This is a genomic window from Brockia lithotrophica (genome assembly GCF_003633725.1).
In the GTDB taxonomy this organism is placed as follows: Bacteria; Bacillota; Bacilli; order Thermicanales; family DSM-22653; genus Brockia; species Brockia lithotrophica.
Genome location: NZ_RBIJ01000002.1, coordinates 67126 through 90717, shown reverse-complemented (window position 1 = coordinate 90717; position 23592 = coordinate 67126). Strand labels below are relative to the sequence as shown.

Sequence of the window (23592 nt, the reverse complement as noted above, 5' to 3'; positions counted from 1 at the left end):
GGGGAAATGCTCGCGAAGGCCGCGGCGTTTCTGCTAAAGTTTTTTCGACGTCGGGCGATACACGAAAGGGGGGACGGCCATGGAGGGTGAACTCGTCCAGTGCGCCCGCTGCGGGAAGCTCTTTGTGCGTCCTCCGGGAAGCCGGGTGCGGTTTTGTCCGGACTGCCTGCGGGAGGTAGAGGCCGAATTTCGCCGGGTGTACGACTACCTCCGGAAGCAACGTGGGCGAAAGGCTTCGCTGCGCGAAATCAGCGGGGCGACCGGGGTGAGCGTCCGGCAGATCCGCGAGTTCATCCTCGAGGGCCGTCTGCGCCTTCTCGAGTTTCCGGAACTCAAGGACGAGGTCTTTCCCGTCCCCCTCGACGCAGAAGAGGGGCGTTCTTCGCCTCTTCCGAAGGGCGACGAGGACTTCGAAGAGGTAGACCGACAAAGAAAGCGCAAGCCGCCGGAGGACGAGGGTCGCGGGTACTTCGTCCGCCGTCTGGAATAAACAGGGAGGGGTGACGGGACGATGCGCATCGAACGACCGGATCCTCTCCGTGAGCCGCATCTGCCCGAGATTCGTCCCGTGGGAACGGGCGACACGCGGGTTCCGCCGGAGAAGTCGGGGAGAGGGCATCTTTCAGGAGGCACCGGGAGGACTTCGTTCGATCGGCTCGAGCTATCCGAGGCGGCGGAAGCCCTCTTCCGCCGGGGGGAAGGTGCCGTTTCTGGGGCGCAAGGGGAAACCCGCATAGAGGCTTTACGCCGGGCGCTGCGGGAGGGCACGTACCGCGTGCCCGCACACCGCGTCGCCGACGCGATCCTCGCCTACCTTGAAGCTTCCCGGGCGAAGGTGCGGGACGTCCGCGAAGGGGGCGGTGATGGCCGTGGGGGCGAGGAGCGAAGGGTGTGAGGCGGACCGGAAGAAGATCGCGGAAGCGTGGATCGCGTGGTTTCAAGGCCTTGCGGCGCTTTTCCGCGAGGCTTCGCGGGAGGCCGCCCGTCTTACCGAGGCGTTGCATGCGTATGCGTTGGCGGAAGCGGAAAGCGCTCTGAGGGCTCTTTCCGAGCTCGAGGGACGCCTGCTCGCCCATGCCCGCGAGGGAGAAGCGCTCAGGGAGGCGAGTCAGAAGGCGTTTGCCCGCGAAGGTCCCGCGTCCCCTTCGACGTACGCGAAACTCCTCTTCTCTGCCGGCGGCGAAGAACGCCGACTTGCCGAGATCCTCGAAGACCGCATACGGGCGGCAACCGAAGCGGCTCGCGAATTCGCGCGGGCCCGAGCCCGTCTTCAGGGCGTAGCGGAAGCCGGGATCCGCGAGGCGGAACTCGCCCGCGCCCTTCTTGTCCCCCGGGTCTTCGGGGCACCGCCAGCGGGAGAGGGAAGGTTGCCCCCGCGCGTCTTCGACGGGCGGGCGTAGCCGATTCGGCGGAGGGCGGCTCGGGTGAGGTTTTCCGGGTGGGGGGAGACAGATGACGTCTACATTTTCCGGTATGGAGATTGCCTTGCGCGGGCTCACGGCGGCGCGCCTGAGCATGGGGGTCGTCTCGCACAACGTGGCGAACGCGGAAGTACCCGGGTATTCGCGCCAGCGGGTCGACCTGCGCGCCGCGGCGCCTTGGGCCTACCCGGGCCTGGGCATAGGAGCCAATCCCGCCCAGGTGGGCCAGGGGGTCGAGGTTCGCTCGATTTCCCGGGTGCGCGACCTCCTTCTCGACCGGCAGTACCGGACGGAGGTCGGCTACCGCTCGGCATGCGACGTACGCCGGACCTTTCTCGAAAAGTTGGAAACGGCGCTCGCCGACACGGAAGGTTCGGGTCTTGCCCTCGCCCTCGACCGTTTCTTGCACGCCTGGCAAGACCTTTCTCTCGACGCGGAGAGCCTGAGCGTTCGGCAGGAGGTTCTCGGATACGCAGAACAGCTCGTCGACCTCTTCCACCACGTAGGAGACACCTTTTCCGCTCTGCGCCAGGACGCCCGGGACCTCCTCCGGTTTCGCGTCGAGGAGGTCAATGCCCTCGTTCGGGAAATCGCCGACCTCAACCGGGAGATCGCACGGATCACGCCGCACGGCTACACGCCCAACGACCTCTATGACGAGCGCGACCGCCTCCTGGACCGTCTCGCCCAACTTGTGGACGCCGAAGTCGAATGGGGGAGCAACGGTACGGTTCGCGTGCGCTTTGCCGGCGGGATCCTCCTCGTCGAGGGAGAAAACCACGGGACGCTCACCGTGGACGGGGAGGACGTGTACGCGACGGATGCCCGCGGCGTTCCTTTTGCGAACGCGGCGGGCACCCCCCTTCCCCTGCGGGCGGGAAGTTCTTCCGTGCCGGGGGTTCTCGCACGCGGCGAAGTCGCCGAAGCCCTCCAACTTTTGGGAGAAGTGCTTCCGGCGTACGCGGCGCGCTACGAGTCCCTCCTTCGGGGGTTGGCCGATGCGGTGAACGCCGCCCACCGCTCCGGGTTCGATCTAGCGGGGAATCCGGGGGAGGACCTTTTCGTCTTCGCACCGGCCGGGGGTTCCGGCGACCTACACGCCATTCTCGTAAACCCGAGCATCGCCGCCCATCCCGAACGGTTGGCGGCAGCACGGGAGGCGGGGGGCGCGGGGGACGGACGCAACGCACGGGCGATCGCCGAACTTGCGGATCGTCCCATCCCGTTCGCTGCACCGGACGGCACCGTATCGGAGATGCGCGTACGAGACGCCTACGCGGCGATTTTTGGCGAACTGGCCACGGACGTCCAACGCTCGCAACTTCTCGCGGAGACCAAGGCGAGCATCGTCCGCTTCGTCGACGAAAGAAGGCAGTCCGCCTCAGGGGTTTCGTTGGACGAGGAGATGGCCCGCCTTCTTTCGTTCCAGCACATGTACACCGCCGCCGCGCGGGCGCTTACCGCGATGGACGAGGCCATCGATACCATAATCCACCGCCTCGGACTCGTAGGGCGCTGACGCCGCGGCGCAAGCCGCCGAAAAGGGGGAAGGTGCCCGTGCGGATCACCCAGTCCATGCTCAGCGAGCGCTTCCTGGCCGACTACCAAGCCGCCCTGCGGCGCATCGCCCGGGCGGAAGAACAGCTCGCCACGGGGCGGAAGGTGGTGCGGCCTTCGGACGACCCCGTCATCGCCCTTCGCGCCCTGCGGACGGAAAGCCTGCTTCGCGACGTCGCCCAATTTCGCCGCAACGCCGACTACGCGAGAAGCTTTCTCGACGCCCAGGAACGTTCCCTCGCAGAAGGAGAAGACCTCCTCAAGCGCGTCCGCGAACTTCTCGTCCAAGGGGCGAACACGGCGCTTTCCGCGGAGGCGCGGGATGCGGTTGCGTCCGAACTCCGCGCGGTGCGCGAGCAGTTCGCCGCGGTGGCGAACACGAATCTCGGAGGACGGTACGTGTTTTCGGGCGAGGCGACGACAGAGCCGGCCTACGGGCCTTCGGGGCTACTCGACATCCCGCCCGCGCAGCGTCCGCTCGTTGCCGCCTTGAGCCCCGGGGTTTCCCTCCCGCTCGGGGTCACGGCGGTCGAACTCTTCCGTCCCGCCCCTGGAGGAGAAGACCTCTTCCGCTTCCTCGAACGCGCCGAAGACGTGATCCGCACCGGAGGGGACGTAGGCGCCGTCCTCGGGGACTTCGAAGCCTTTGAAGACAACTGGCTCCGCCGGCACACGTACGTCGGTTCGCTGCAAAATCGCCTCGAACTCATGGCGTCCCGCCTCGAGTCCCAGGCGGTCTCCGGAGAAAAGCTCCTTTCGGAGACGGCGGACACCGATCTCGCGGAAGCCGTGACGCGCCTTACGACGGCGCAGAACGTCTACCAGGCGGCGCTCGGAGTCGGAGCGCGAATCCTCCTTCCGAGCCTTGCGGACTTCCTGCGATAGGGGTGGCGAACGTGCACGCGTGGCTCGGAACGTACGAATTTCCGCACGGACTCCCCGGTTTTCCCGGGTCGACCCGCTGGCGCCTCGAATTCTTGGAGGCGCCCTTTTTTCTCCTCGTCGCCGAGGAAGACGAGAGGATCGCCCTTCCCCTCGTCGCGCCCGAGTTGGTCGTAAATCCGTACCGCCTGCATGTCTCCCCCGAAACCTGGGCGTACGCCTTTGGCGACCCTCCCCGACCGGAAGACGTCCTCGTCTTGGCCGTCGTCGCGGTGCGCGACTCCGTCGCCGCGTCCACCGTGAACCTCCTCGCGCCGATCGTCTTCGACGTGCGGCGGCGGCGGGCGGCCCAGATCCTCCAAGAATCGGGCGAATACCCGCTGCGCGCCCCGCTCTTCCGAGAGGGGGATGGCCGTGCTCGTCCTCGCGCGCAAGGTCGGTGAGGCGATCGTCCTTGGCGACGACGTGGAAGTCGTCGTCTTGGGCGTCGAAGGGGACACCGTACGCCTCGGGATCCGAGCCCCCCGCCACGTTCCTGTTTGGCGCAAGGAGCTCCTCGAGGCTGTGGCGGAAGAAAACCGGGCGGCCACCGCGGATCCGGCGGAGCTCCGCGGTCTTTTCTGCGAACCCAGGGTTCTGCCGTTTTCTGCGCCGCCCTCGGACGTTTCGCCGGAGGCGGAGAAAAAACCTCCCCCGCAAGGCTAAACGGATGGCGCGAACGTCCGATACACGGTAGTGGCAGGGGAAATACCCTGCCCCCGCACGGAAGCGGGGATAATTCCTCACGGAGGAGGATGCAGGATGCGCATCTACCACAACATTCCCGCGATCAACGCCCACCGGATGTACATGGCGAACAACGAAGCCGTCTCCAAGTCGCTCGAGAAGCTGTCTTCGGGGCTTCGGATCAACCGCGCGGGCGACGACGCCGCCGGCCTCGCGATTTCGGAGAAGATGCGGGGGCAGATTCGCGGGCTCAACATGGCGGTCAAGAACGCCCAGGACGGGATCTCTCTCATCCAGACGGCAGAAGGTGCGCTGAACGAGACGCACGCCATTCTCCAGCGCATGCGCGAACTCGCCGTCCAGGCGGCAAACGACACGAACACGGACGCCGACCGGAACGCCCTGAACAACGAGCTGCAGCAGCTCCTCCAGGAAATCGACCGTATTGCGAAAAACACGGAATTCAACACGAAGAAGCTCCTCGACGGCACCTTCCAAGGTAAGTTCCAGATCGGGGCCAACGAAAACCAAAACATCGAACTCAAGATCAGCGACATGTCCACGGTCGGCCTTGGCCTCGGGACGGTGAACGCCACCACCGGAACGACGACCTACTCCGTGGACATCACGACGCAGGCCGGCGCAAACGCGGCGATCACGACGATCCAAACGGCCATCGACACGGTTTCTGCGGAACGTTCCAAGCTCGGTGCCGTGCAAAACCGCCTCGAACACACGATCAACAACTTGGGCACGGCGGTGGAAAACCTCACGGCCGCCGAATCGCGGATCCGCGATGTGGACATGGCCAAGGAGATGATGGAGTTCACGAAGAACACGATCCTCTCCCAGGCCGCTCAGGCGATGCTCGCCCAGGCGAACCAGTTCCCGCAGGCGGTCCTCCAGCTCCTTCGCTAATCGCCGCGCTACCTTCCGCTTTCGATTTGGGGGGCTCCGGCCCCCCTTTTTCCTAGAGAAAGGTGCTCTTTTCCCCCGAAACACACGTGCGCGTTTTCGCCTCTCCTGTGTGACGAAGGACGACACTATCGGGGTCCCTCGGAATGGGGGTGTTCGACGTGGTGGACGTACAAGGCGCAACATCCCTTGCGCGCACTCCCCCCCTTCCTCTTTCGTTTGCCCGCGTCCCGGAAGGGCGAAGGGCGCAGGCGGTCGCCCTTACCCGCCCGGGCCAAAAGATCCTCGGGGCGGAAGACGACGGGAAGTCAAAACCCGGAGAAGACGGGCGCATCCTCCGCCGCGTCCATCTGTGGGGGCAAAGCGAGGGGCATACCTTTGAGACCCGACGGACGCACTTGCGCTTCGTCTGGCACGAGGAACTTCGGGAGTACTACGTGCGCGTGGTCGACGACGCGACGAACGAGGTCATTCGTGAGATTCCCCCGAAGAAGTGGCTCGATCTCGTAGCCCACATGCTCGAACATCTCGGACTTCTCGTAGACGCGCGCGTGTGAAGGAGGAGAGACGGATGGTCTTTCCCACGGGGGGCGCTCGGGGAGGTGACGCCCCACCCCGCATGCTCGGGCTCGTCTCCGGCCTCGACGTCGAGGGGATGGTGCAGAAGCTCGTCCGCGCGGCGGAGGAGCCGCTCCGGAATCTCGAGCGCCAGAAGCTCCTCCTCACCTGGAAGCGGGACGCGGTGCAGGCGGTAAACCGGTTTTTCTACGACGTATACCGCGCCTTGGAACCGCTTCGTCTGCAGAGCTTCTACCGCACCCAACGCGTAGACGTGAGCCGTCCCGAAGTTCTGCGGGCGGAGAGTTTGGGAGGGGCGGCGCCTACCGTCGAAATTTCCGTAGACCGCCTCGCCTCGCCGGCGGCACTCGTCGGCGACTCCGTGCGGGTGAACGGTTCTCCGCCGGCGCGAAACGCGACCCTCGAAACCCTCGGCCTTCTTTCCCCGGTGACGTGGACCGTGGAGATTTCCGGCCCCACCTCCCAGGGGAAAAGCGTAGACGTCTTGCCCACGGACACCTTGGCCGATTTAGAAGGAAAACTCCGCGGTGCGGGGCTCGTGGCGCGGTACGACGAAGGGACCGGGCGCCTCTCCCTCGCCACTTCTGCGACGGGGGCTTCGGCGGCCTTTTCCCTCCGCGAAGCCGCGGCAGGGAACCCCTCTTTGCTCGAACTTCTGGGATTTCCCCCGAACCGGGATCCTGCGACGGGGGAAGCGTTCGTGCGCGCTTCCGGGGAAGACGCTCAGGTCACCGTTCGCACGTCCACCGGGACTTTGGCGGTGACCTCGGCGACGAACTCCTTAGAAATCTTCGGGTACCGGCTTACCTTGCTTCAGCCATCCGGTGCGACGCCCGTGACCGTAAGGAGTTCTCTTGACGTCGACGCGGTCGTGGAACGCATGCGCGGGTTCGTGGACACCTACAACAAGCTCCTCGCCGAAGTGCAGCAGCGTCTGAGTGAACCCGTCTACCGCGACGTCCGTCCCGTCCTCGCCGAGGAGGCCAAGGAACTCGGCGAAGCGGAGGCGAGCGAGCGCAACGCGAAGGCGAAGAGCGGCCTTCTCGCCCGCGATTTTCAACTGCAGAGTCTCTTGGGGAAACTCCGCGCGCGCCTGGCGGAGCAACGCGCCGGAGGTCCCTATACGAGCCTCGCACAGATCGGAATCACGACGGGTTCGTGGCAGGAGAGGGGAATTCTCCACTTCGACGAGGCGGCCTTCCGCGAGGCCTTTGCCCGGGACGCGGACGGAGTCGTTCGCCTTCTCGCCGGGTACACGGAGAAACTCCCCGATGGGACGGAGGTTTCGCATCCGGGTATCTTGTCCGATTTGTACCGGGACGTGTACGGGGCGATGAGCGATCTTACGCGACGGGCGGGCGGGGGATTTGGCCTCTTTTACGAACCTCGCGGAGGAGAGCTCGGACGCGCGCTCCAAGACCTTAACGAACGCATTCAGGCTAAGGCCCGGCACGTGCGGTCCTTGGAAGAACGCTACGTCCGCCAGTTTACGCTCTTAGAACAGGCCGTGGCCCGCGCCAACGCCCAGACCGCTTGGCTCTCCTCGCTCTTTTTGGGGAAGGGACCGTAGGCGGGGGAAAGCTCGGGTCAGTGGGAGGGGAAGAGCGATGGCCGTCGGAGAACCAGAATACCCTCGGGCAGCGGCGCAGGCGTACGAGGTACAGCGCGTCTACAGCGCTCCGCCAGAGGAACTCGTCCTCCTCCTCTACGAAGCGGGGGCGAGACACGGGAGGCGCGCGATTGCCGCGCTCGAACGTCGGAATTTCGAAGAGGCGCACCTGCGCATCGTAAAGATGCAGGACGTCCTCGACTCGCTTTTGGCGGGGCTACGAGAAGATCTCCCTCTCGGCCGCGAACTCGCCGCTCTGTACCGCTTCTACAAGGACCATCTCGTCGCGGCCAACGTCCGCAAAGACCCCGTCCGCGTGCGCGAGGCGGTGGAGTTTTTCGAGGAAATGGCCGCTACGTGGAGGGAAGCCGTGCGTCGGGCCCGTTCCGCCCAGGGGGCTGCAGCTGAGCGGAGCGTCTGAGGAGGTGTGCGGATGCGACGACCGGAGGGTTCGACGGATCCGGAGGCGATCCTCGCCACCTGGCGAAAGCTTACGGAGGACGTGCGGGAGTCGCTGGAGCAAGACGACATTTCGCGGGTTCTTGCGGCCTTGGATGCCCGCGACCGATGGATCTCCGCGTACGGGGAAGCCCTTTCCCGGGCGTTGGCCGAATCCCCTGCGGTTTCTCTTTCTCTTCAGGAACGACTTCTCGCAGAAGAAGAGGCGCTTCGAAACGCACTTGAGGAGCGAAGGCGCGCGCTTTTTTCCGCGCTGGAGGACGTGCGAACCCTCATGCGCGCGGAGCAAAGCTACGCCGCAGAGTCCCGAGAAGAAGGAGGACCGTTTTCGGGAGGCCTCGTAGACCGCAGAGGATGAACGGGGTGAGAGCGTGGAGACGCGGCCGGTGGAACGCCGGACGGTGGGGCGGACGCCCGATCGACGTTTACGACCCCATGCGGAAGAACTCGGGGGGACCTTCTTCGACCTCTTTGCGGAGGTCGTTGCCGCCGATTCGCCCGAAAGGGGCAAAGGCGGCGGTGCGACCTCCCCAATCGAGGCGCGCGCACCGGAGGCCCCCGTATGCGGGACCGAAAGCGCTCCGGCGCAGCTTTGGGAAGAGTACGAGGAAGTACGGCGGGCGGGGCACCTCCTGCGCCGGTCCCCCGATCCGCAGGCCGTGCGCCGCTATCGGGAGCGCGTTCGCCGCTTCCTCGCCCGGGCGGCGTCGGCGCTGGAGGTCGACGAAGGCGTATACCCCGGGCGCGCGGGGTGGCTCAAGGTGCGCATCCTGCGCCGCGCCGAGGAGGTGTACGCCGCGTTGGCGCGGTGGGAGGTCGAAGAGGAGGACCTGAGGCGCCTGCTCTCCCTGGTGGGCGAACTCGAGGGCTTGCTTTTCGACCTCCTTCTGTAGGGAACCTCTTGGTACCCCGCATAAAATTTTTGCCGGAAGGGCGCGTGTATACTTGTGGCGAGAAGCGGCGTATGCTACACTTAGCCCATAAGCCTGCGGGGCGGGCTTATGAATTTCCAGGGTAGAAGGGATGTTTGTACGTGTACCAAGGACGTGTGAAGTGGTTTAACGCCGCGAAGGGGTACGGGTTCATCGAGCGCGAAGACGGAGAGGACGTCTTCGTCCACTACACGGCCATCAACGGGGAAGGGTACCGCACGCTCGAGGAAGGTCAGCTCGTGACCTTCGACATCGTGCAAGGCGCCCGCGGCCCGCAGGCGGCGAATGTGACGAAGGTTTCGCGGTAAGGCGAAACGACTTTCCGGGGAAATGAACCCTCCGCCACGGCGGAGGGTTTTCCTTTTGGGCGGGAGATGTCTTGTGGTATAGTGAGATTACCTCTCGAGAGGGTTATGCCAGAAGGAGGGAACGGCATGCGCACGGTCGTACGGGGAGAAAACGTCGAGGTCACCCCAGCCATTCGGGACTACGCGGAGAAACGATTGAAGAAGATCGAAAAGTACTTTCACAATATCGACGAGGTTACGGCCTACGTAAACCTCAAGGTGTACCGCGACGGGCAGCGCGCCGAGGTGACTATCCCCTTGAACTCGCTCATCCTCCGCGCGGAGGACAAGACCCACGACGTGTACGCCGCCTTGGACAACGTGGTCGACAAGCTCGTGCGGCAGATCCACAAGTACAAGACGCGCATCAACCGCAAGGCGCGGGAACAAGGTGCGATCCTCGTGGAAACCGTTTCGGAAGCGGAAGCGGAGGTAGGGGAAGGCGAAAAGGAAGAAGAGGTGGGCATCGCCCGCCGGAAGCGCGTTCCCTTGAAGCCCATGACGGCGGAGGAGGCCATCCTTCAGATGAACCTCCTCGGGCACGACTTTTACGTATACCGCGACGCCGAGACGGAAGAGGTGCACGTCGTGTACCGGCGGAAGGATGGGACGTACGGCCTCATCGAACCTACCTCCGCCACCGAGTAAGGAGCCTCGACGCGCGGGCATTCAGCCGGGCGGGGGAGTTCCCCGCCCGGTTGTCTTTGCATTGTAGGAGGAAAGGGGGATTTGGTACAATGAACGCGGCGCCGCAGGCGTCGTGGAGGGATGAAAAATGATCGGAATACTCAGGAAAATTTTGCCGGATCCGAACGAACGCGAGCTTCGCCGCTATCGCCGGAAGGTCGAAGCGATAAATGCCTTAGAGCCGGAGATGGAGCGCCTTTCCGATGCCGAACTTCGGGCCAAGACGGACGAGTTTCGCGAACGGCTGGCGCGAGGAGAGACGCTCGACGACCTTCTCGTCGAGGCGTTTGCCGTGGTGCGCGAGGCGGCGAAGCGGACGATCGGTCTCCGCCACTTCGACGTCCAGCTCATCGGTGGAATGGTCTTGCACGAAGGCCGGATCGCGGAGATGAAGACCGGGGAAGGGAAGACGCTCGTCGCCACCCTGGCGGCGTACCTCAACGCCCTGCCCGGTAAGGGCGTCCACGTCGTCACGGTGAACGACTACCTCGCACGCCGCGACCGGACCGACATGGGGCCGATTTACGAGTTTCTCGGTCTGAGCGTCGGGCTCATCCACCCCAACCAGAGCTTTGAAGAGAAGCGGGCCGCCTACGCTGCGGACATCACGTACGGGACGAACAGCGAGTTCGGCTTCGATTACCTGCGGGACAACATGGCGGTGTACAAGGAGCACATCGTGCAGCGGCCGCTTCACTACGCGATCGTCGACGAGGTGGACTCGATCCTCATCGACGAGGCGCGGACGCCGCTCATCATCTCGGGGAGCCCGAAGCGTCCGAGCGAGATGTACGCGCGCGTCGACCGCTTCGTGCGCACGCTCGTTCCCGAGGAGGACTTCAAGGTAGACGTCAAGGCCCACGCCGTGACGCTCACGGAAGCGGGTGCGGAAAAGGCGGAGCGCGCCTTCCGCATCGACAACCTCTTCAACCCCGAACACATGGAACTCCACCACATGATCCTGCAGGCGCTCAAGGCGCACCACCTCATGCGCCGCGACGTAGACTACGTCGTGCAGGACGGAGAAGTGCTCATCGTAGACGAATTCACGGGGCGAATCATGTACGGCAGGCGGTATTCGGACGGCCTGCACCAGGCGATTGAGGCCAAGGAAGGGCTTCGCGTGCGCGAGGAGACGATGACCCTCGCGACGATTACGATTCAAAACTACTTCCGCCTCTACCAGAAGCTCGCGGGGATGACGGGCACGGCCAAGACGGAAGAAGAGGAATTCCGCACGATTTACGGCATGGACGTCGTCGTCATCCCTACGCACAAGCCGATGATCCGGCAGGACCTGCCGGACGTCGTGTACAAGACGCGCGAAGCGAAATTTCGCGCCGTCGTCGAAGAAATCGAACGGCGCCACCGGACGGGACAACCCGTCCTCGTGGGGACGACGTCGATCGAGACGTCCGAGTACCTTTCCCGCCTCCTCAAGCGAAAGGGCATTCCCCACAACGTCCTAAACGCCAAACACCACGCGCGCGAGGCGGAGATCGTCGCCCAGGCGGGACAAAGGGGCGCCGTCACGATTGCCACGAACATGGCGGGCCGGGGTACGGACATCAAGCTGGGCCCGGGAGTCGCCGAACTCGGCGGTCTCGCGATCATCGGTACGGAGCGGCACGAAGCCCGGCGCATCGACAACCAGCTCCGCGGCCGGAGCGGCCGACAGGGGGACCCCGGTGTATCCCAATTTTTCCTGTCCCTGGAAGACGAACTCCTCCAGAAGTTTGGCGGCGAGCAGATCAAGCAGCTCATGGAACGTCTCGGGCTACCCGACGACGAACCGATCGAAAGCGGCCTCGTCACGCGGGCCATCGAGCAGGCGCAGCGCAAGGTGGAGGCCATGAACTTCGAGCGCCGCCGTTGGGTGCTGCAGTACGACAATGTGATCAACGAGCAGCGGGAGATCATCTACCGGGAACGCCGAGAAATCCTCTTTCGGGACGACATCGGCGACATCGTCGGCAAGATGATCGAGCGGCACATTCGCCGCCTCGTGGAGGAGCACCTTTCCGACGTCGATCCCTACGCTTGGGACCGGGCCGAGGAAGCGCAGGGGGCGGACCCGGTGGCCTCCTCCCTCGATGCCCTCCTCGGAGCGCTCCGGGCGGGCGTCTTCGACGACGAGGTGTCCTTCGAGGACTTGCGCCGCGCCTGGGAAAGCGGAGGACGCGAAGGCGTGACGGAGCTTCTCCTGGAGCGGGCGCGGGAGCGTTACGAAGCCCGGAGGCAGGCGCTCACGCCGGAGTTCTTCCGCGAATTTGAAAAGGTCGTCGTCCTTAAGACGATCGACGCAAAGTGGATGGACCACATCGACGCCATGGACCAGCTACGGCAGGGGATCCACCTCCGCGCCTACGGCCAGCGGGACCCCTTGCGCGAGTACCAGATGGAAGGGTACGAGATGTTCCAGGCGATGGTCCGAAGCGTGGACGCGGAGGTGACGGCGTACGTCCTCAAAGCGCAAGTGGGGATCGCACCTCCCGTGCGCGTTTCCGTCGCGGAGGGGAAGCCGGTTCGGGAGGGCGAAGAACCCAAGGCGACGGGAGGGCGCCGCAAGGGGAAAGGCGCCTGGAAGCCCGGAAAGGGAAAGGGCGGCGGCTCCCCCGAACCCTCTTCGGGCGATGCGGAGGGCTTTTCCCTCGAGTACAAGCCGCAACAGCCGAAGGCCCAGCCGTAAAGGTCTTCGGGGCGCCGCCTTTCTCGTACGGCAAGCCAGAATCGTCCATCCCCTTGCCAATTGCCGACCTTGTTGTACAATGATGTGTTGGAGGGTGAAGGACGTGGACCTGTTTACCGCGCGCCAAATCCTCGAATCCGCCGCCGAGCGGATCGAGGCAATCCGGAGGTCTCTTTGACCACACCGGGAAACGAAAGTTGCTCGCCGAATTGGAGGCCGAGGCGTCGCGCCCCGACCTCTGGGAGGATCCCGCCCGGGCGCAGCGCCTTCTTTCCGAGCTGGGGGATCTCCGGGAGACGTTAGAGACGGTGGACGAGTTGGGGCGGAAGTTGGAAGACGCGGAGACCCTGCTCGAGCTCCTAAGGGAAGAGGAAGATCCGGAGCTCGCTGCGGAGTTCGAACGGACCGTTCGCTCCCTCGAGGAGGCGCTCGAGCGCTTCGAACTTCGTCTCCTCCTCTCCGGGCCGTACGACGCGCGCAACGCGATCGTGGAAATCCACCCCGGAGCCGGCGGCACCGAGGCGCAGGATTGGGCGGAGATGCTCTACCGGATGTACACCCGCTGGGCCGAGGACCACGGGTACGGCGTGGAAGTCCTCGACCTCCTTCCGGGAGACGAGGCGGGAATCAAGAGCGTCACGTTTCTCGTGAAGGGACGATACGCCTATGGCCGCCTTCGCTCCGAGCGCGGTGTGCATCGCCTCGTGCGCATATCTCCGTTTGACGCTTCCGGACGGCGGCACACGTCGTTCGCCTCTGTGAACGTCCTCCCCGAGATCGAGGAGGATGTGGAGGTACACATCCGCCCCGAAGACCTGCGCATCGAGACGTTTCGCGCGAGCGGAGCAGGTGGACAGTACGTGAACATGACGGACTCCGCCGTGCGGATCACGCACATCCCCACGGGGATCGTCGTGAGTGTACAGACGGAGCGCTCGCAGATTCAAAACCGCGAGCGGGCGATGAAGATCTTGCGCGCGCGCCTGTACGAGCTCGAACTGCAAAAACGGGAGGAAGAGCTCCGGCGCCTCCAAGGAGAGCAGAAGGAGATCGCCTGGGGGAGCCAGATCCGCTCCTACGTTTTCCAGCCGTACCGCCTCGTGAAAGACCACCGAACGGGCGTCGAGTCCACGGACGTGGAGGCCGTAATGGACGGCGCGATCGACGCCTTCATCGACGCCTACCTCCGCCAGGAGGCGTTGGGAGGCCAGCCGGCCAGCGCGTCGGGCGGGACTCCCGAAGGCGGAGAGGCGTAAGTCGTCCGCCTACCGCGCGAGGGCGCCGGCGTACGCCCAAAGAAGCGAGCGGGAGGGACGAGCGGCTGAGGACGCCGCGGGTTCCCCGCACCCTACAACCACCACGGCAGGAGGGTTTGCGTTGAGCGGACAGGTGTTGTCGGAACCCGAGCGGCTTGGGCTGAACGCCCTCCGGGTACTCGCCATCGACATGATCGAAGCGGCGCGCTCTGGACATCCGGGGATGCCTATGGGCGCCGCTCCTATGGCGTACGTGCTCTTTACGCGCGTGATGCGCTACGACCCGCGGGCACCGAAGTGGTGGAACCGCGACCGCTTTGTCCTTTCGGGAGGTCACGCGTCGGCGCTCCTCTACGCCGCCCTCCACATGGCCGGGTTCGACCTGCCCATGGAAGAGCTCAAGCGCTTCCGCCAGTTCGGAAGCCGCACCCCGGGGCATCCCGAGTACGGCCTTACTCCCGGCGTCGAGGCGACGACGGGCCCCCTCGGACAGGGCTTCGCCACGGCTGTGGGCCTCGCCCTTGCGGAGGCGCACCTCGCCGCTCGGTACAACCGGCCGGGCTTTCCCGTCGTGGACCACTACACGTACGTGCTCGCCTCCGACGGCGACCTCATGGAGGGCATCAGCTACGAGGCGGCTTCTCTCGCCGGCCATCTCGGTTTGGGGAAGCTCATCGTCCTCTACGACTCCAACGACGTTTCCCTAGACGGCCCCCTCGCCCGCGCCTTTAGCGAAGACATTCGCGGCCGATTCGTCGCGCAAGGGTGGCAGTACCTACGCGTAGAGGACGGGGAGGACGTCGCCGCCATCGAAGCCGCCATCCGGGAAGCCCAGGCGGAAACGCGGCGGCCCTCGCTCATCGAGGTGAAGACGGTGATCGGCCGGGGGGCCCCCAAGCTGCAGGGAACGCACAAGGTGCACGGCGCTCCCCTCGGCCCCGAAGAGGCCGCGCGGGCCAAGGAGTTTTACGGTTGGACGTGGCCCCCGTTTGAAGTTCCTGAGGCGGCCTATGCGCCTTACCGGGAAGCCGCTGCCCGCGGAGCGGAAGCCCGCCGCGCCTGGGAAGAGCTCTTGGAACGCTACCGCGCCGAACACCCCACCCTCTACGAGGCCTTCGTCGAGCAGATGGAGGGACGCCTTCCTTCGGGGTGGGAGGAAGCCCTTCCCCGGTTCACGCCGGGAGAGGGCCTCGCCACCCGCCAGGCTTCCGGCACCGTCCTCAACGCCTTGGCGGCGCGCATTCCGGCGATCGTCGGCGGTTCGGCCGACCTCTCCTCGTCCAACAACACATACCTCAAGGACCAAGGCGACGTGACGCGGGAAAACGCCGCCGGACGAAACATCTGGTTCGGCGTACGCGAACACGCCATGGGCGCCGCGCTGAACGGCCTCGCGCTCCACGGCGGGATCCGCCCCTTCGGCGGAACGTTCCTCGTGTTTTCCGACTACCTGCGTCCGGCGATTCGCGTCGCCGCACTTTCCCACCTTCCCGTGCTCTACGTGTTTACCCACGACTCGATTGCCGTGGGGGAGGACGGCCCGACGCACCAGCCCGTGGAACACCTCGCCTCGCTTCGGGCCATGCCGAACCTTGTCGTCATCCGTCCCGCCGATGCGAACGAGGTGCGGGCGGCGTACGCCGTTTGGCTCGCGCGCCGCGAAGGACCGACGGCGCTCATCCTCACCCGCCAAAAGCTCCCCGTCCTTACGGAAACGGAGGAAAAGGCGTGGGAAGGCGTGCCACGCGGCGCATACGTCCTCTACGAAAGCGCCCCCGGCGAGCTCCCCGAACTCCTCTTTTTGGCCACGGGTTCGGAGGTTGCGCTCGCCCTGGAGGCGGCCAAGGCTCTTGCCTCGCGCGGGTTGCGCGTTCGCGTGGTGAGCATGCCGAGCCGCGAACTCTTCCTCGCCCAAGACGAAGCCTACCGCGAAACGGTACTCCCCACGTCGGTGAAGAAGCGCATCGCCGTGGAGATGGCCGCAACTTTGGGTTGGGGGGACTTCGTCGGCCCCGAAGGTCGGGTGATCGGCATCGACCGCTTCGGCGCTTCGGCCCCCGGGGAGGTCGTCGTCCGGGAATACGGGTTCACCGTCGATCGCCTCGTCGCCGAGGCGGAGTCGCTCCTCGAAGCCTGAGGGTTCCCGAAGGGCGCGGGGTCCCGGAAGGATTTCCGGGGCCCCTGTTCCTTGTCTTGCCGCAAAAAAAAGCAGGCGGTAGGTGTACCGCCCGGCAGGGACGTGACGAAAGGGGGCACGAACATGGGGGCTTGCTCGGCGCTTCCGCAACCCATCGTAGCACAAGGAGCCGCGAAAAGGGTTAAGAATACGTAAAATCTTTGTGAATGTTGAGTAAAGCGTCGTCGAGTCGAGATTGCCGAGCCGAGATGGGAGGAGATCGCATGCGCGGATTTCGCGTCCTCGCCCTTTTGGCGCTGGTCGTTTGGGTGCTCGCCCTCGGTACGGGGTGCAGCCAAGGAAAGCCTTCCGCCGAAGCCCCCAAGAAGGTGGGCCTTACGCAGTTCGTCGCCCACCCCGCCCTCGACGCCCTGCGAGAGGGGATCGTAGAGGGACTCACCCAAGAAGGATTCGTACAAGGGAAAAACCTCGTTCTCGACGTGACGAACGCCCAGGGAAGCACGGATACGGCAGCTTCGATAGGGCAGAAGTACGCTTCCGGGTACGATCTCGTGATCGCCATTGCCACGCCGTCTGCCCAGGCTGCCGCCAAGGCGATCGGCAAAACGCCGCTCGTCTTTGCGGCGGTCACGGATCCCGTGGCGGCCGGTCTTGTGGCTTCGCTCGAGCACCCCGGCGGAACGATCACGGGAACGAGTGACGTCCACCCCTCGCGTAAGTCCCTAGAACTCATCCGCGCCTTTCTCCCGAACGCCCGATCCGTCGGCGTGGTGTACTCTTCGGGAGAGGTCAACGCGGTGAAGCAGCTCGAGGCCCTGAAGTCCGCGGCGCCGGAGTTCGGCATCGAGGTTCGTGCGAAGGCCGTAGCCCAGGAGAACGAGATTCAGGCCGCCGCCCAGTCCCTCGCCAACCAAGGCGTAGACGCTTTCCTCGTCCTCGTAGACAACGGCGTCGTCGCCGCCATCGAATCCCTTGCCAAAGTTGCCGAGGAACGCCGGATTCCCCTCTTCGCTTCGGACGTAGATTCCGTGGCCCGAGGGGCTGTCGCCGCCTACGGCATCGATTACCGCGCGATGGGCGTACAGACCGGGAAGCTCGCCGCCCGCGTACTTCGCGGGACGCCTCCCGGAGACATTCCCGTCGAGGTCGTACACGACGTCGAACTCGTGGTAAACGATACCGCCCTCGCAAACTACGGACTTCCGCTTCCCCCGGCCCTTGCAGGGGAGGCCAAGCACGTCCGACGGTGAGGGACTTCCCGCCCCCGAACGGGGGCGGTTTTTTGCGGAAGGATTTCCCACGCCGCTCCTACTCTCGTTCGCAGTCGGAGTTGATATAATGAAACACGAGACGCCGCGCACGATTTCCCGGGAAATACTGCCAACGTTCGACTCCGAGGGGAGGTAGCGTGGTTGATCGAGCTGAAGTCCGTCTGGAAATCGTACGGGAAGATCCACGCCCTCCGCAACGTTTCGCTCACCGTGGAACCCGGGGAGTTCGTCTATTTGATCGGACCCAGCGGTGCGGGAAAGACGACCCTTCTTAAGCTCCTCTACGGAGAGGAGACGCCGACGGACGGGGAAATGCGCATCGCAGGGTTCACGATCGGGCGCAGGCGGCCGCGCCACCTGCCCTTCCTTCGGCGGAAGGTAGGCGTCGTGTTTCAAGACTTTCGCCTTCTCGATCACCTAACCGTAGAAGAAAACGTCGCCTTTGCCTTAGAGGTTTTGGAATATCCTCCCGACGAAGTGCGTCGCCGCGTACGCGACGTCCTCCACCTCGTGGGGATTCCGCACCTTCTCCGACGCTTTCCCGCCCAACTGTCGGGCGGGGAAAAGCAGCGCGTGGCGATCGCCCGAGCCATCGCCCCGAAACCGGAGATCCTCCTTGCGGACGAGCCTACGGGGAACCTCGATCCGGACAACGCACGGCGCATTCTCCAAATCTTGGACGAGATCAACCTCACGGGGACGACCGTCATCATGGCGACGCACAACCGGGAGCTTGTCGAGCGTTTTCGACGTCGGACCCTCCTCCTCATGGAAGGACGCATCCTCAGGGATTCCGCGGCGGGGGTGATCCCGCATGAAGCCTAGAACGCTGTTTCGGCACCTCCGCGAAACGGGGAAAAACCTCTGGCGCCATCGCTTCCACACCCTCGCTACCTTGAGCACGTTGGCCGTGACGCTCTTTCTCGTCGGCGCGGTTTACCTCCTCGTGCAAAATGTCGACAACTTGAGCCGCGAAGTAGAGGGAGAGGTCGTCATCCGCGTGTTCGCTCCCGTGGGGGCAAAGGCGGAGGAAGTCGAACGGCTCGAAGCCGCCCTCAAGGCGCTCCCCGGCGTCGCTTCCGTTGCGTACATTTCGCCGCAAGAGGGTCTCGAACGCCTCTCCGAGCGGTACGGCCCGGAGCTCAAGGACATCTTCGTTCAGGACATCCGCGCCGAGGAGACCCTGCCGCCGAGCTTCGTCGTTCGGGCGTCCGAGCCGCGCGAGGTTCCCGAACTTGCCGCGGCGATCGAAGGCCTTCCCGGCGTGGACGCCGTGCGCTACGGAGCGGAATGGGTGGATAAGCTCTTTGTGTGGACGAGCATCCTCCGGTCGACGGCCTTCGTCCTCCTGGCCCTCCTCGCCTTTACGGCCGTCTACCTGATCATGAACACGGTACGCCTCACGATCTACATGCGCCGGGAGGAAGTCGAGCTCATGCGCCTCGTGGGCGCAACGGGGCTCTACATTCGCCTCCCCTTCTTCTTCGAGGGTCTCATTTTAGGCACCTTGGGTGCGCTCGTTCCCTTTTTCCTGCTCGCGGAGGGGTACCGCGCGCTCGTGCGCTACGTGCAGGAAAACTTCGCCTTCATCCCGCTCCTTACGCCGGAAGCCGTACAGGGAACCCTCCTTTTCCTCCTCCTCGGCGTAGGCGTTGGGATCGGGGCAGGGGGAAGCCTTCTTTCGATCCGCCGCTACCTACACGTCTGAGCCAAACGTACCTCGTTTCTTGCCGAAGGTCGGGGGGTCATCTCCGGACGGGCGTTTCCCCGGAACGGAAGGGTACACGCATCCCGGGGAACGGCCGATCCAGACAAGAGAGAGAACCAGACAAGAGAGAAAGAGAGGGCCGCGCATCGGCGGTTCGTGCGGGAGAAGAGACCGGAGGTGAGAAGGTGGGAAAGGCACCGAACCGGGAGAAGGGGGACGGTAGGCGCCGGATTCACGCCGTCTTGGGCGGAATCCTCGCAGCGCTTCTCGTCCTCGGATTTCTCCCCGCGGGAAACCCCACGGCACGGGCGGCGAGCGAGGCGGACCTGAAGCAGAAGATCCGCAGCCTGGACACCGAGCTCCGCTCGAAGGAGGGGGAGAAGTCCCAGGCGCAAAAGGATCTCAATCAGCTCAGGGCGGATAAAGAACGGCTGAAGCAGGAGATTTCCGCCCTCGACTCGCAAATTGCGGAAACGAACGCGCGGGTGGAAAACCTCAAGGCAAAGATCGAGGAAAACACGAAAAAGAAGGAAGAGCGGGAAGCCGCCCTCAAAGCGGCAACGGAGCGCCTCGAGACGCACAGGGAAGAACTGCAAAAGCGTCTCTATCGCCTCTACGTGCAGGGAGACATGACCTATGGGGAGGTCCTCTTCGGCGCCCGAGACTTCGCCGACTTTGTGGGTCGCGTGGAAATCCTCTCGGCGGCGGTCGAGGCGGACAAACGCCTTCTCGTGGAGTACAAACGCGCCAAGGATGAGGTCGAGCGGCAAAAGCGGGCGCTCGAGAGCCTGATCGCGAGTTTGGAAACCGACCGCCGGGCTCTGCAGGAGGAGCTTTCGCGCCTCGCCTTGCGCAAAGAAGAGCACACGGCTAAGCTCAGCACGTACGAGGAGACGGAAAGGCAAATCGCCCAGAAGCTCGAGGAAATCGACGCAGAGCTTGCGCGGATCGCCGCCGAGCGCAGCCGCGCCTCGGCCGAGCTCGAGCGCATCATTCAGGAACGGCGCGCCCAAGAGGCGCAACGCGCCCGGGCGGGGCAGTCTACGGTCCCTGAAGGCATCTTTACCTGGCCGGTCCCCGGGTACTACGCGATTTCCTCACCCTACGGGTACAGGATTCACCCGATCTTTGGTACGCGTCAGTTCCACAACGGGATCGACATCCCCGCCCCGATGCGCACGCCGATCGTGGCGGCGGACACCGGGGTGGTGACCTACGCCCGCTGGATGAGCGGCTTCGGAAACACGGTGATCATCGCCCACGGCAACGGCGTGAGCACCCTCTACGGGCACATCGACTACGGGGGGATCCTCGTCTCCGAGGGACAAGTGGTTAGCCGTGGGCAGCAAATCGCCCTCGTCGGAACGACAGGGTATTCCACGGGCCCCCACCTCCACTTTTCCGTGATCGAAAACGGAAGCTACGTGCCTCCTTGCAACTACGTGCGCTGTCCGTGAGGGGTTTCCTTTGCGCGGCATTTCGCTTCCATGCCGCCCTTTCGGGTGTAAACCGCGATTCCCCTGCTCTATAATGAAACAAGGCAGGTTGGACGTGGAGAAAGGGCGGATGCTTCATGTGGCGTGCTTCGGGCCGGAGATGGGCCCTTCTTTTGTTCGTGTTCCTTCTCGGCGTAGGCATCGGCCGCCTCTCCCTTCCCGGGGACGGGGGGACGAATCCGTCCCTCCTCGCCGGCCCCTTTTTCGGCGGTAAGCAAGAGGTGAGGCTGCCGGGGGCCTTTGCCCCCCTCGCCGAGGCTTACGGCACCCTACGGGCAAAGTACTACGACCCTTCCAAGCTCGACGACGAAGCCCTCGCCCGCGGTGCGGTGAAGGGAATGCTCGAGGCTCTTGGGGATCCCTATACCGCGTACATGACGCGGGAAGAACTCGCGCGCTTTCAGGAGAGCCTCTCCACGTCCATCGAGGGCATCGGGGCCGAGGTGATGCTCCTCGGGGGCCGGGTTACGGTCATTTCGCCCATCGAGGGATCGCCGGCGGAGCGTGCGGGCATTCGCCCCAACGACCAGATCGTCGAGGTCAACGGCGAGAGCCTCGAGGGGTTGGACCTCACCACCGCGGTCAACAAGATCCGTGGTCCTAAGGGTACGAAGGCCGTGCTCAAAGTCATCCGTCCCGGACACGAAGAGCCGATCGTTTTGGAGATCGTCCGCGACCGGATCCCCCTCGAAACGGTGCGGACGAAGCTGCTCGAACGGGAAGGCAAGGCCTACGCCTGGATCCGCGTGACTTCGTTCAACGAAGACACGGCGGAGCGCTTTCTCGCTGCGATGCGGCAAGCGGAAAAGGACGGGGCGGCGGGGCTCCTCGTGGATCTCCGCGGGAATCCCGGTGGATACCTCGAGGCGGCGAAGAAGATCCTCGAGGCCCTCGTACCCCGAGAGGGCGTCATGTACATGATCGAAGGTCGGGACGGCAAGCGCGAGGTGGCCCACTCCAAGCTCAAGGGGACGCCGCCACCGCTCGTCGTCCTCATAGACGAGGGCAGCGCGAGCGCTTCCGAAATTGTCGCCGCCTCGCTCAAGGCCCACGGATACCCCGTCGTAGGTGTCCGCTCCTTCGGCAAGGGGACGGTGCAGGCCACGGCGGACCTCGCCTCCGGCGGGGCCTTGAAGCTCACAATCGCCAAGTGGCTCGATCCGAACGGCGAGTGGATCCACGGGAAAGGTGTCGAACCTACCGTTGTCGTCGAACCGGCGCCATACGCGAAGCTTCCCCCCGTCTCCAGCGACAAACCGCTCAAGCAGGGGCAGGCGGGGAAACAGGTCGAGGTCTTGCAAAAGACGCTTGCCGCCCTCGGGTACGCCCCGGGCCGTGAGGATGGGTACTTCGACGACGCTACGGCGGCGGCGCTCCGGAAGTTTCAGGCGGATCGCGGTTTGCCCGCGAGCGGCGAGGCCGATCCGGCGACGCAGGGGGTACTCTGGGACGCTCTGTACCAAAAGATCCGAAATCCCAACGACGATCCTCAGCTGCAGAAGGCCCTCGAAGTTCTTTCCCGGGAACCTGTGCCGGCACGCTGAGAGCGCTTCGTCGGCGCCTTGGGGCCAAGAGAGCCCTCGGTTTCGGCGAGTCTTCGGGGGAGAAAGAGGGAAGGGGAGAGGCCGGTGGAGGGCGTTCTTTGGCCGACGCTTTCCGTTCTCGTCTGGATCGCCGTAGGCTGGCTCGTGTGCGCACGGGCCGTCGAAGGCGAGCGGCGCATAGCCGGCGTCCGCCTCCGCCGCGCAAGACCGCGCCTGTGGTGGGGGATCTTTGGCTCGCTTTTCGGTGGGGCGGCCGTCGCCGCCCTTCTCTTTGCCGGACATGCCTTGGGCTTTTCCGAACGCCTCCCGGCCTCCGGCACCTTTGTCCCTCCCTCGCCTTCCCCGACCGTCTCGACGTTTTTCGGTACACTCGTCGTCGCCCTCTTCTTGTTCCTGTTGCGCCTGCGTTGGCTTCGCCCTTCCGCCGTGTGGACGATCTCCGCGGCCCTTTCCGCCTTCGGCGTCCTTCCCCCGCTCTTGCGCACGGGGGGTACGGAGGTACTTGTGCTTTCCGCTCTCCTCTTCGCGGAGGCGGGGCTCCTTTTCGCATACCCCGAAGGCGCGTCGCGCCCGTACGTGTTTCGGAATTCGCGGGGCGGGGCGGTTACCGCCTTTGTCGCCGAGGGCGTTCTCGCCCTGCCCCTTTTGCTTCCTGCGGCGTGGGCTTCCCTTTCTCCCCCCGTGGGGCGTTTCGGAGAAGGCCCGTGGGTTCTCTGGCCGGCGCTACTCCCTTGGGTGCTCCAGGTGCGCAGCGCGCGCGGCCCCATCGGGGCAGAACTCCGGATCCGGGCCGCCGTAACTGCCGTGGGGGCGCTCGTCTCGCCGCTTCTCGTCCTCTTTCCCACGGGCGAGACGAGGGCGACGGCCATGCTCGTTCTCGTGGCGGTTCTCCTGGCCGCCGAGGAATTTCGGGAGCGCGCCGCCGCGCGGGCGATGACCTCGCCGTGGCAGGAGGGAGGGGAGGCGACGATCGTCGCCGTCGTCGAGGGTTCCCCTGCGGCAGAACTCGGCATCCGACCGGGGATGCGCCTCGTGAGCGTCAACGGTACGCCCGTTCGCGACCCGCAGGACGCCTACGCCGCCCTTCAGGGACGTCCGGCCTACGTAAAACTCGAACTCAAGGATGTGGACGGAGAAATCCTCTACCGCGAGCGCGGGCGCTACGAAGGAGATCCCCCGCTCCTCGGCCTCGTGTTTGCCCCCCGCCGCTTCGATCCGCGGCGTTCGGCCCCGCCGCCGCAGCACGGGATCGCCCTTTTGCGCGGGTATGCTCCCGTCCCCCGTGCGGAAGCCGTGGACGGCGAAACCTCGTCTGAGGCAAAGCCGTCCGCACACCCTACGTCGGGTGGTATAATTTCGGAGGAATGGAGGGGGTGA

At 64.9% G+C, this 23592-nt stretch carries 24 protein-coding genes; all 24 read left to right on the top strand.

All coding sequences use genetic code 11. From position 1 onward, the window contains the following. The first annotated feature begins 79 nt into the window (after positions 1-79). The 24 genes from C7438_RS04410 to C7438_RS04295 all read left to right on the top strand — a co-directional run bounded on the left by C7438_RS04410 (position 80) and on the right by C7438_RS04295 (position 23592). Positions 80-490, top strand: a complete 411-nt coding sequence (locus C7438_RS04410; protein WP_121444161.1) for a hypothetical protein — start codon at positions 80-82, stop codon at positions 488-490. A gap of 21 nt (positions 491-511) precedes the next feature. Further along, positions 512-895, top strand: a complete 384-nt coding sequence (locus tag C7438_RS04405) for a flagellar biosynthesis anti-sigma factor FlgM (RefSeq protein WP_121444160.1) — start codon at positions 512-514, stop codon at positions 893-895. Beyond that, positions 870-1400, top strand: coding sequence for a hypothetical protein (locus C7438_RS04400; RefSeq protein WP_147401992.1), 531 nt, complete (start codon positions 870-872; stop codon positions 1398-1400). Before C7438_RS04405 ends, C7438_RS04400 begins: the two co-directional genes overlap by 26 nt. 52 nt (positions 1401-1452) lie before the next feature. Beyond that, positions 1453-2940 carry a flagellar hook-associated protein FlgK gene (flgK, locus tag C7438_RS04395; RefSeq protein ID WP_121444158.1) on the top strand — a complete coding sequence of 496 codons (1488 nt, stop codon included), beginning with the start codon at positions 1453-1455 and terminating at the stop codon, positions 2938-2940. 38 nt (positions 2941-2978) lie between these two features. Next, positions 2979-3863, top strand: coding sequence for a flagellar hook-associated protein FlgL (flgL, locus tag C7438_RS04390; protein WP_147401991.1), 885 nt, complete (start codon positions 2979-2981; stop codon positions 3861-3863). Positions 3864-3874: 11 nt separating this feature from the next. Further along, a complete protein-coding gene (gene fliW, locus C7438_RS04385) occupies positions 3875-4303 on the top strand; it encodes a flagellar assembly protein FliW (RefSeq protein WP_170143565.1) in 429 nt (142 codons plus the stop codon). Next, positions 4269-4565 (top strand): carbon storage regulator CsrA, encoded by a 297-nt coding sequence (gene csrA / locus C7438_RS04380; RefSeq protein WP_245956489.1) that lies wholly within the window; start codon positions 4269-4271, stop codon positions 4563-4565. Before fliW ends, csrA begins: the two co-directional genes overlap by 35 nt. 96 nt (positions 4566-4661) lie before the next feature. Beyond that, positions 4662-5504, top strand: coding sequence for a flagellin Hag (hag, locus tag C7438_RS04375; RefSeq protein WP_121444154.1), 843 nt, complete (start codon positions 4662-4664; stop codon positions 5502-5504). A gap of 143 nt (positions 5505-5647) precedes the next feature. Then, positions 5648-6058: a flagellar protein FlaG gene (locus C7438_RS04370; protein ID WP_121444153.1), complete on the top strand. Its 411-nt coding sequence runs from the start codon at positions 5648-5650 to the stop codon at positions 6056-6058. 14 nt (positions 6059-6072) lie between these two features. Next, complete coding sequence (gene fliD / locus C7438_RS04365) at positions 6073-7650, top strand: flagellar filament capping protein FliD (RefSeq protein WP_121444152.1); 1578 nt, start codon at positions 6073-6075, stop codon at positions 7648-7650. 37 nt (positions 7651-7687) lie between these two features. After that, the gene (gene fliS / locus C7438_RS04360) at positions 7688-8110 is read left to right on the top strand and encodes a flagellar export chaperone FliS (protein ID WP_121444151.1); all 423 of its coding nucleotides are present in this window, start codon (positions 7688-7690) and stop codon (positions 8108-8110) included. Between the two features lie 12 nt (positions 8111-8122). Next, complete coding sequence (locus C7438_RS04355; RefSeq protein WP_121444150.1) at positions 8123-8506, top strand: hypothetical protein; 384 nt, start codon at positions 8123-8125, stop codon at positions 8504-8506. Between the two features lie 13 nt (positions 8507-8519). Beyond that, positions 8520-9041: a DUF327 family protein gene (locus tag C7438_RS04350; protein WP_121444149.1), complete on the top strand. Its 522-nt coding sequence runs from the start codon at positions 8520-8522 to the stop codon at positions 9039-9041. A gap of 140 nt (positions 9042-9181) precedes the next feature. Next, entirely contained in the window at positions 9182-9388 is a 207-nt protein-coding gene (locus C7438_RS04345) for a cold shock domain-containing protein (RefSeq protein WP_121444148.1), read from the top strand. 126 nt (positions 9389-9514) lie between these two features. Then, positions 9515-10075, top strand: coding sequence for a ribosome hibernation-promoting factor, HPF/YfiA family (hpf, locus tag C7438_RS04340; protein WP_121444147.1), 561 nt, complete (start codon positions 9515-9517; stop codon positions 10073-10075). 127 nt (positions 10076-10202) lie between these two features. Next, positions 10203-12803, top strand: coding sequence for a preprotein translocase subunit SecA (gene secA / locus C7438_RS04335; protein WP_121444146.1), 2601 nt, complete (start codon positions 10203-10205; stop codon positions 12801-12803). Between the two features lie 82 nt (positions 12804-12885). Next, a protein-coding gene (gene prfB / locus C7438_RS04330) for a peptide chain release factor 2 (RefSeq protein WP_147401990.1) occupies positions 12886-14059 on the top strand; the annotation gives its coding sequence in 2 pieces (ribosomal slippage) (positions 12886-12978 and positions 12980-14059; 1173 coding nt in all). A gap of 133 nt (positions 14060-14192) precedes the next feature. Then, positions 14193-16196 (top strand): transketolase, encoded by a 2004-nt coding sequence (gene tkt, locus C7438_RS04325; protein WP_121444315.1) that lies wholly within the window; start codon positions 14193-14195, stop codon positions 16194-16196. Between the two features lie 263 nt (positions 16197-16459). Continuing rightward, positions 16460-17446 (top strand): ABC transporter substrate-binding protein, encoded by a 987-nt coding sequence (locus C7438_RS04320; RefSeq protein WP_121444144.1) that lies wholly within the window; start codon positions 16460-16462, stop codon positions 17444-17446. Positions 17447-17608: 162 nt separating this feature from the next. Next, positions 17609-18292 carry a cell division ATP-binding protein FtsE gene (ftsE, locus tag C7438_RS04315; protein WP_121444143.1) on the top strand — a complete coding sequence of 228 codons (684 nt, stop codon included), beginning with the start codon at positions 17609-17611 and terminating at the stop codon, positions 18290-18292. Beyond that, positions 18282-19175: a permease-like cell division protein FtsX gene (gene ftsX / locus C7438_RS04310; RefSeq protein ID WP_121444142.1), complete on the top strand. Its 894-nt coding sequence runs from the start codon at positions 18282-18284 to the stop codon at positions 19173-19175. Before ftsE ends, ftsX begins: the two co-directional genes overlap by 11 nt. 185 nt (positions 19176-19360) lie before the next feature. Further along, entirely contained in the window at positions 19361-20632 is a 1272-nt protein-coding gene (locus C7438_RS04305) for a murein hydrolase activator EnvC family protein (RefSeq protein ID WP_121444141.1), read from the top strand. A gap of 116 nt (positions 20633-20748) precedes the next feature. Then, positions 20749-22215 carry a S41 family peptidase gene (locus C7438_RS04300; protein ID WP_121444140.1) on the top strand — a complete coding sequence of 489 codons (1467 nt, stop codon included), beginning with the start codon at positions 20749-20751 and terminating at the stop codon, positions 22213-22215. A gap of 84 nt (positions 22216-22299) precedes the next feature. Further along, on the top strand, positions 22300-23592 hold the full coding sequence (locus tag C7438_RS04295; RefSeq protein WP_121444139.1) for a PDZ domain-containing protein: 1293 nt from the start codon (positions 22300-22302) through the stop codon (positions 23590-23592).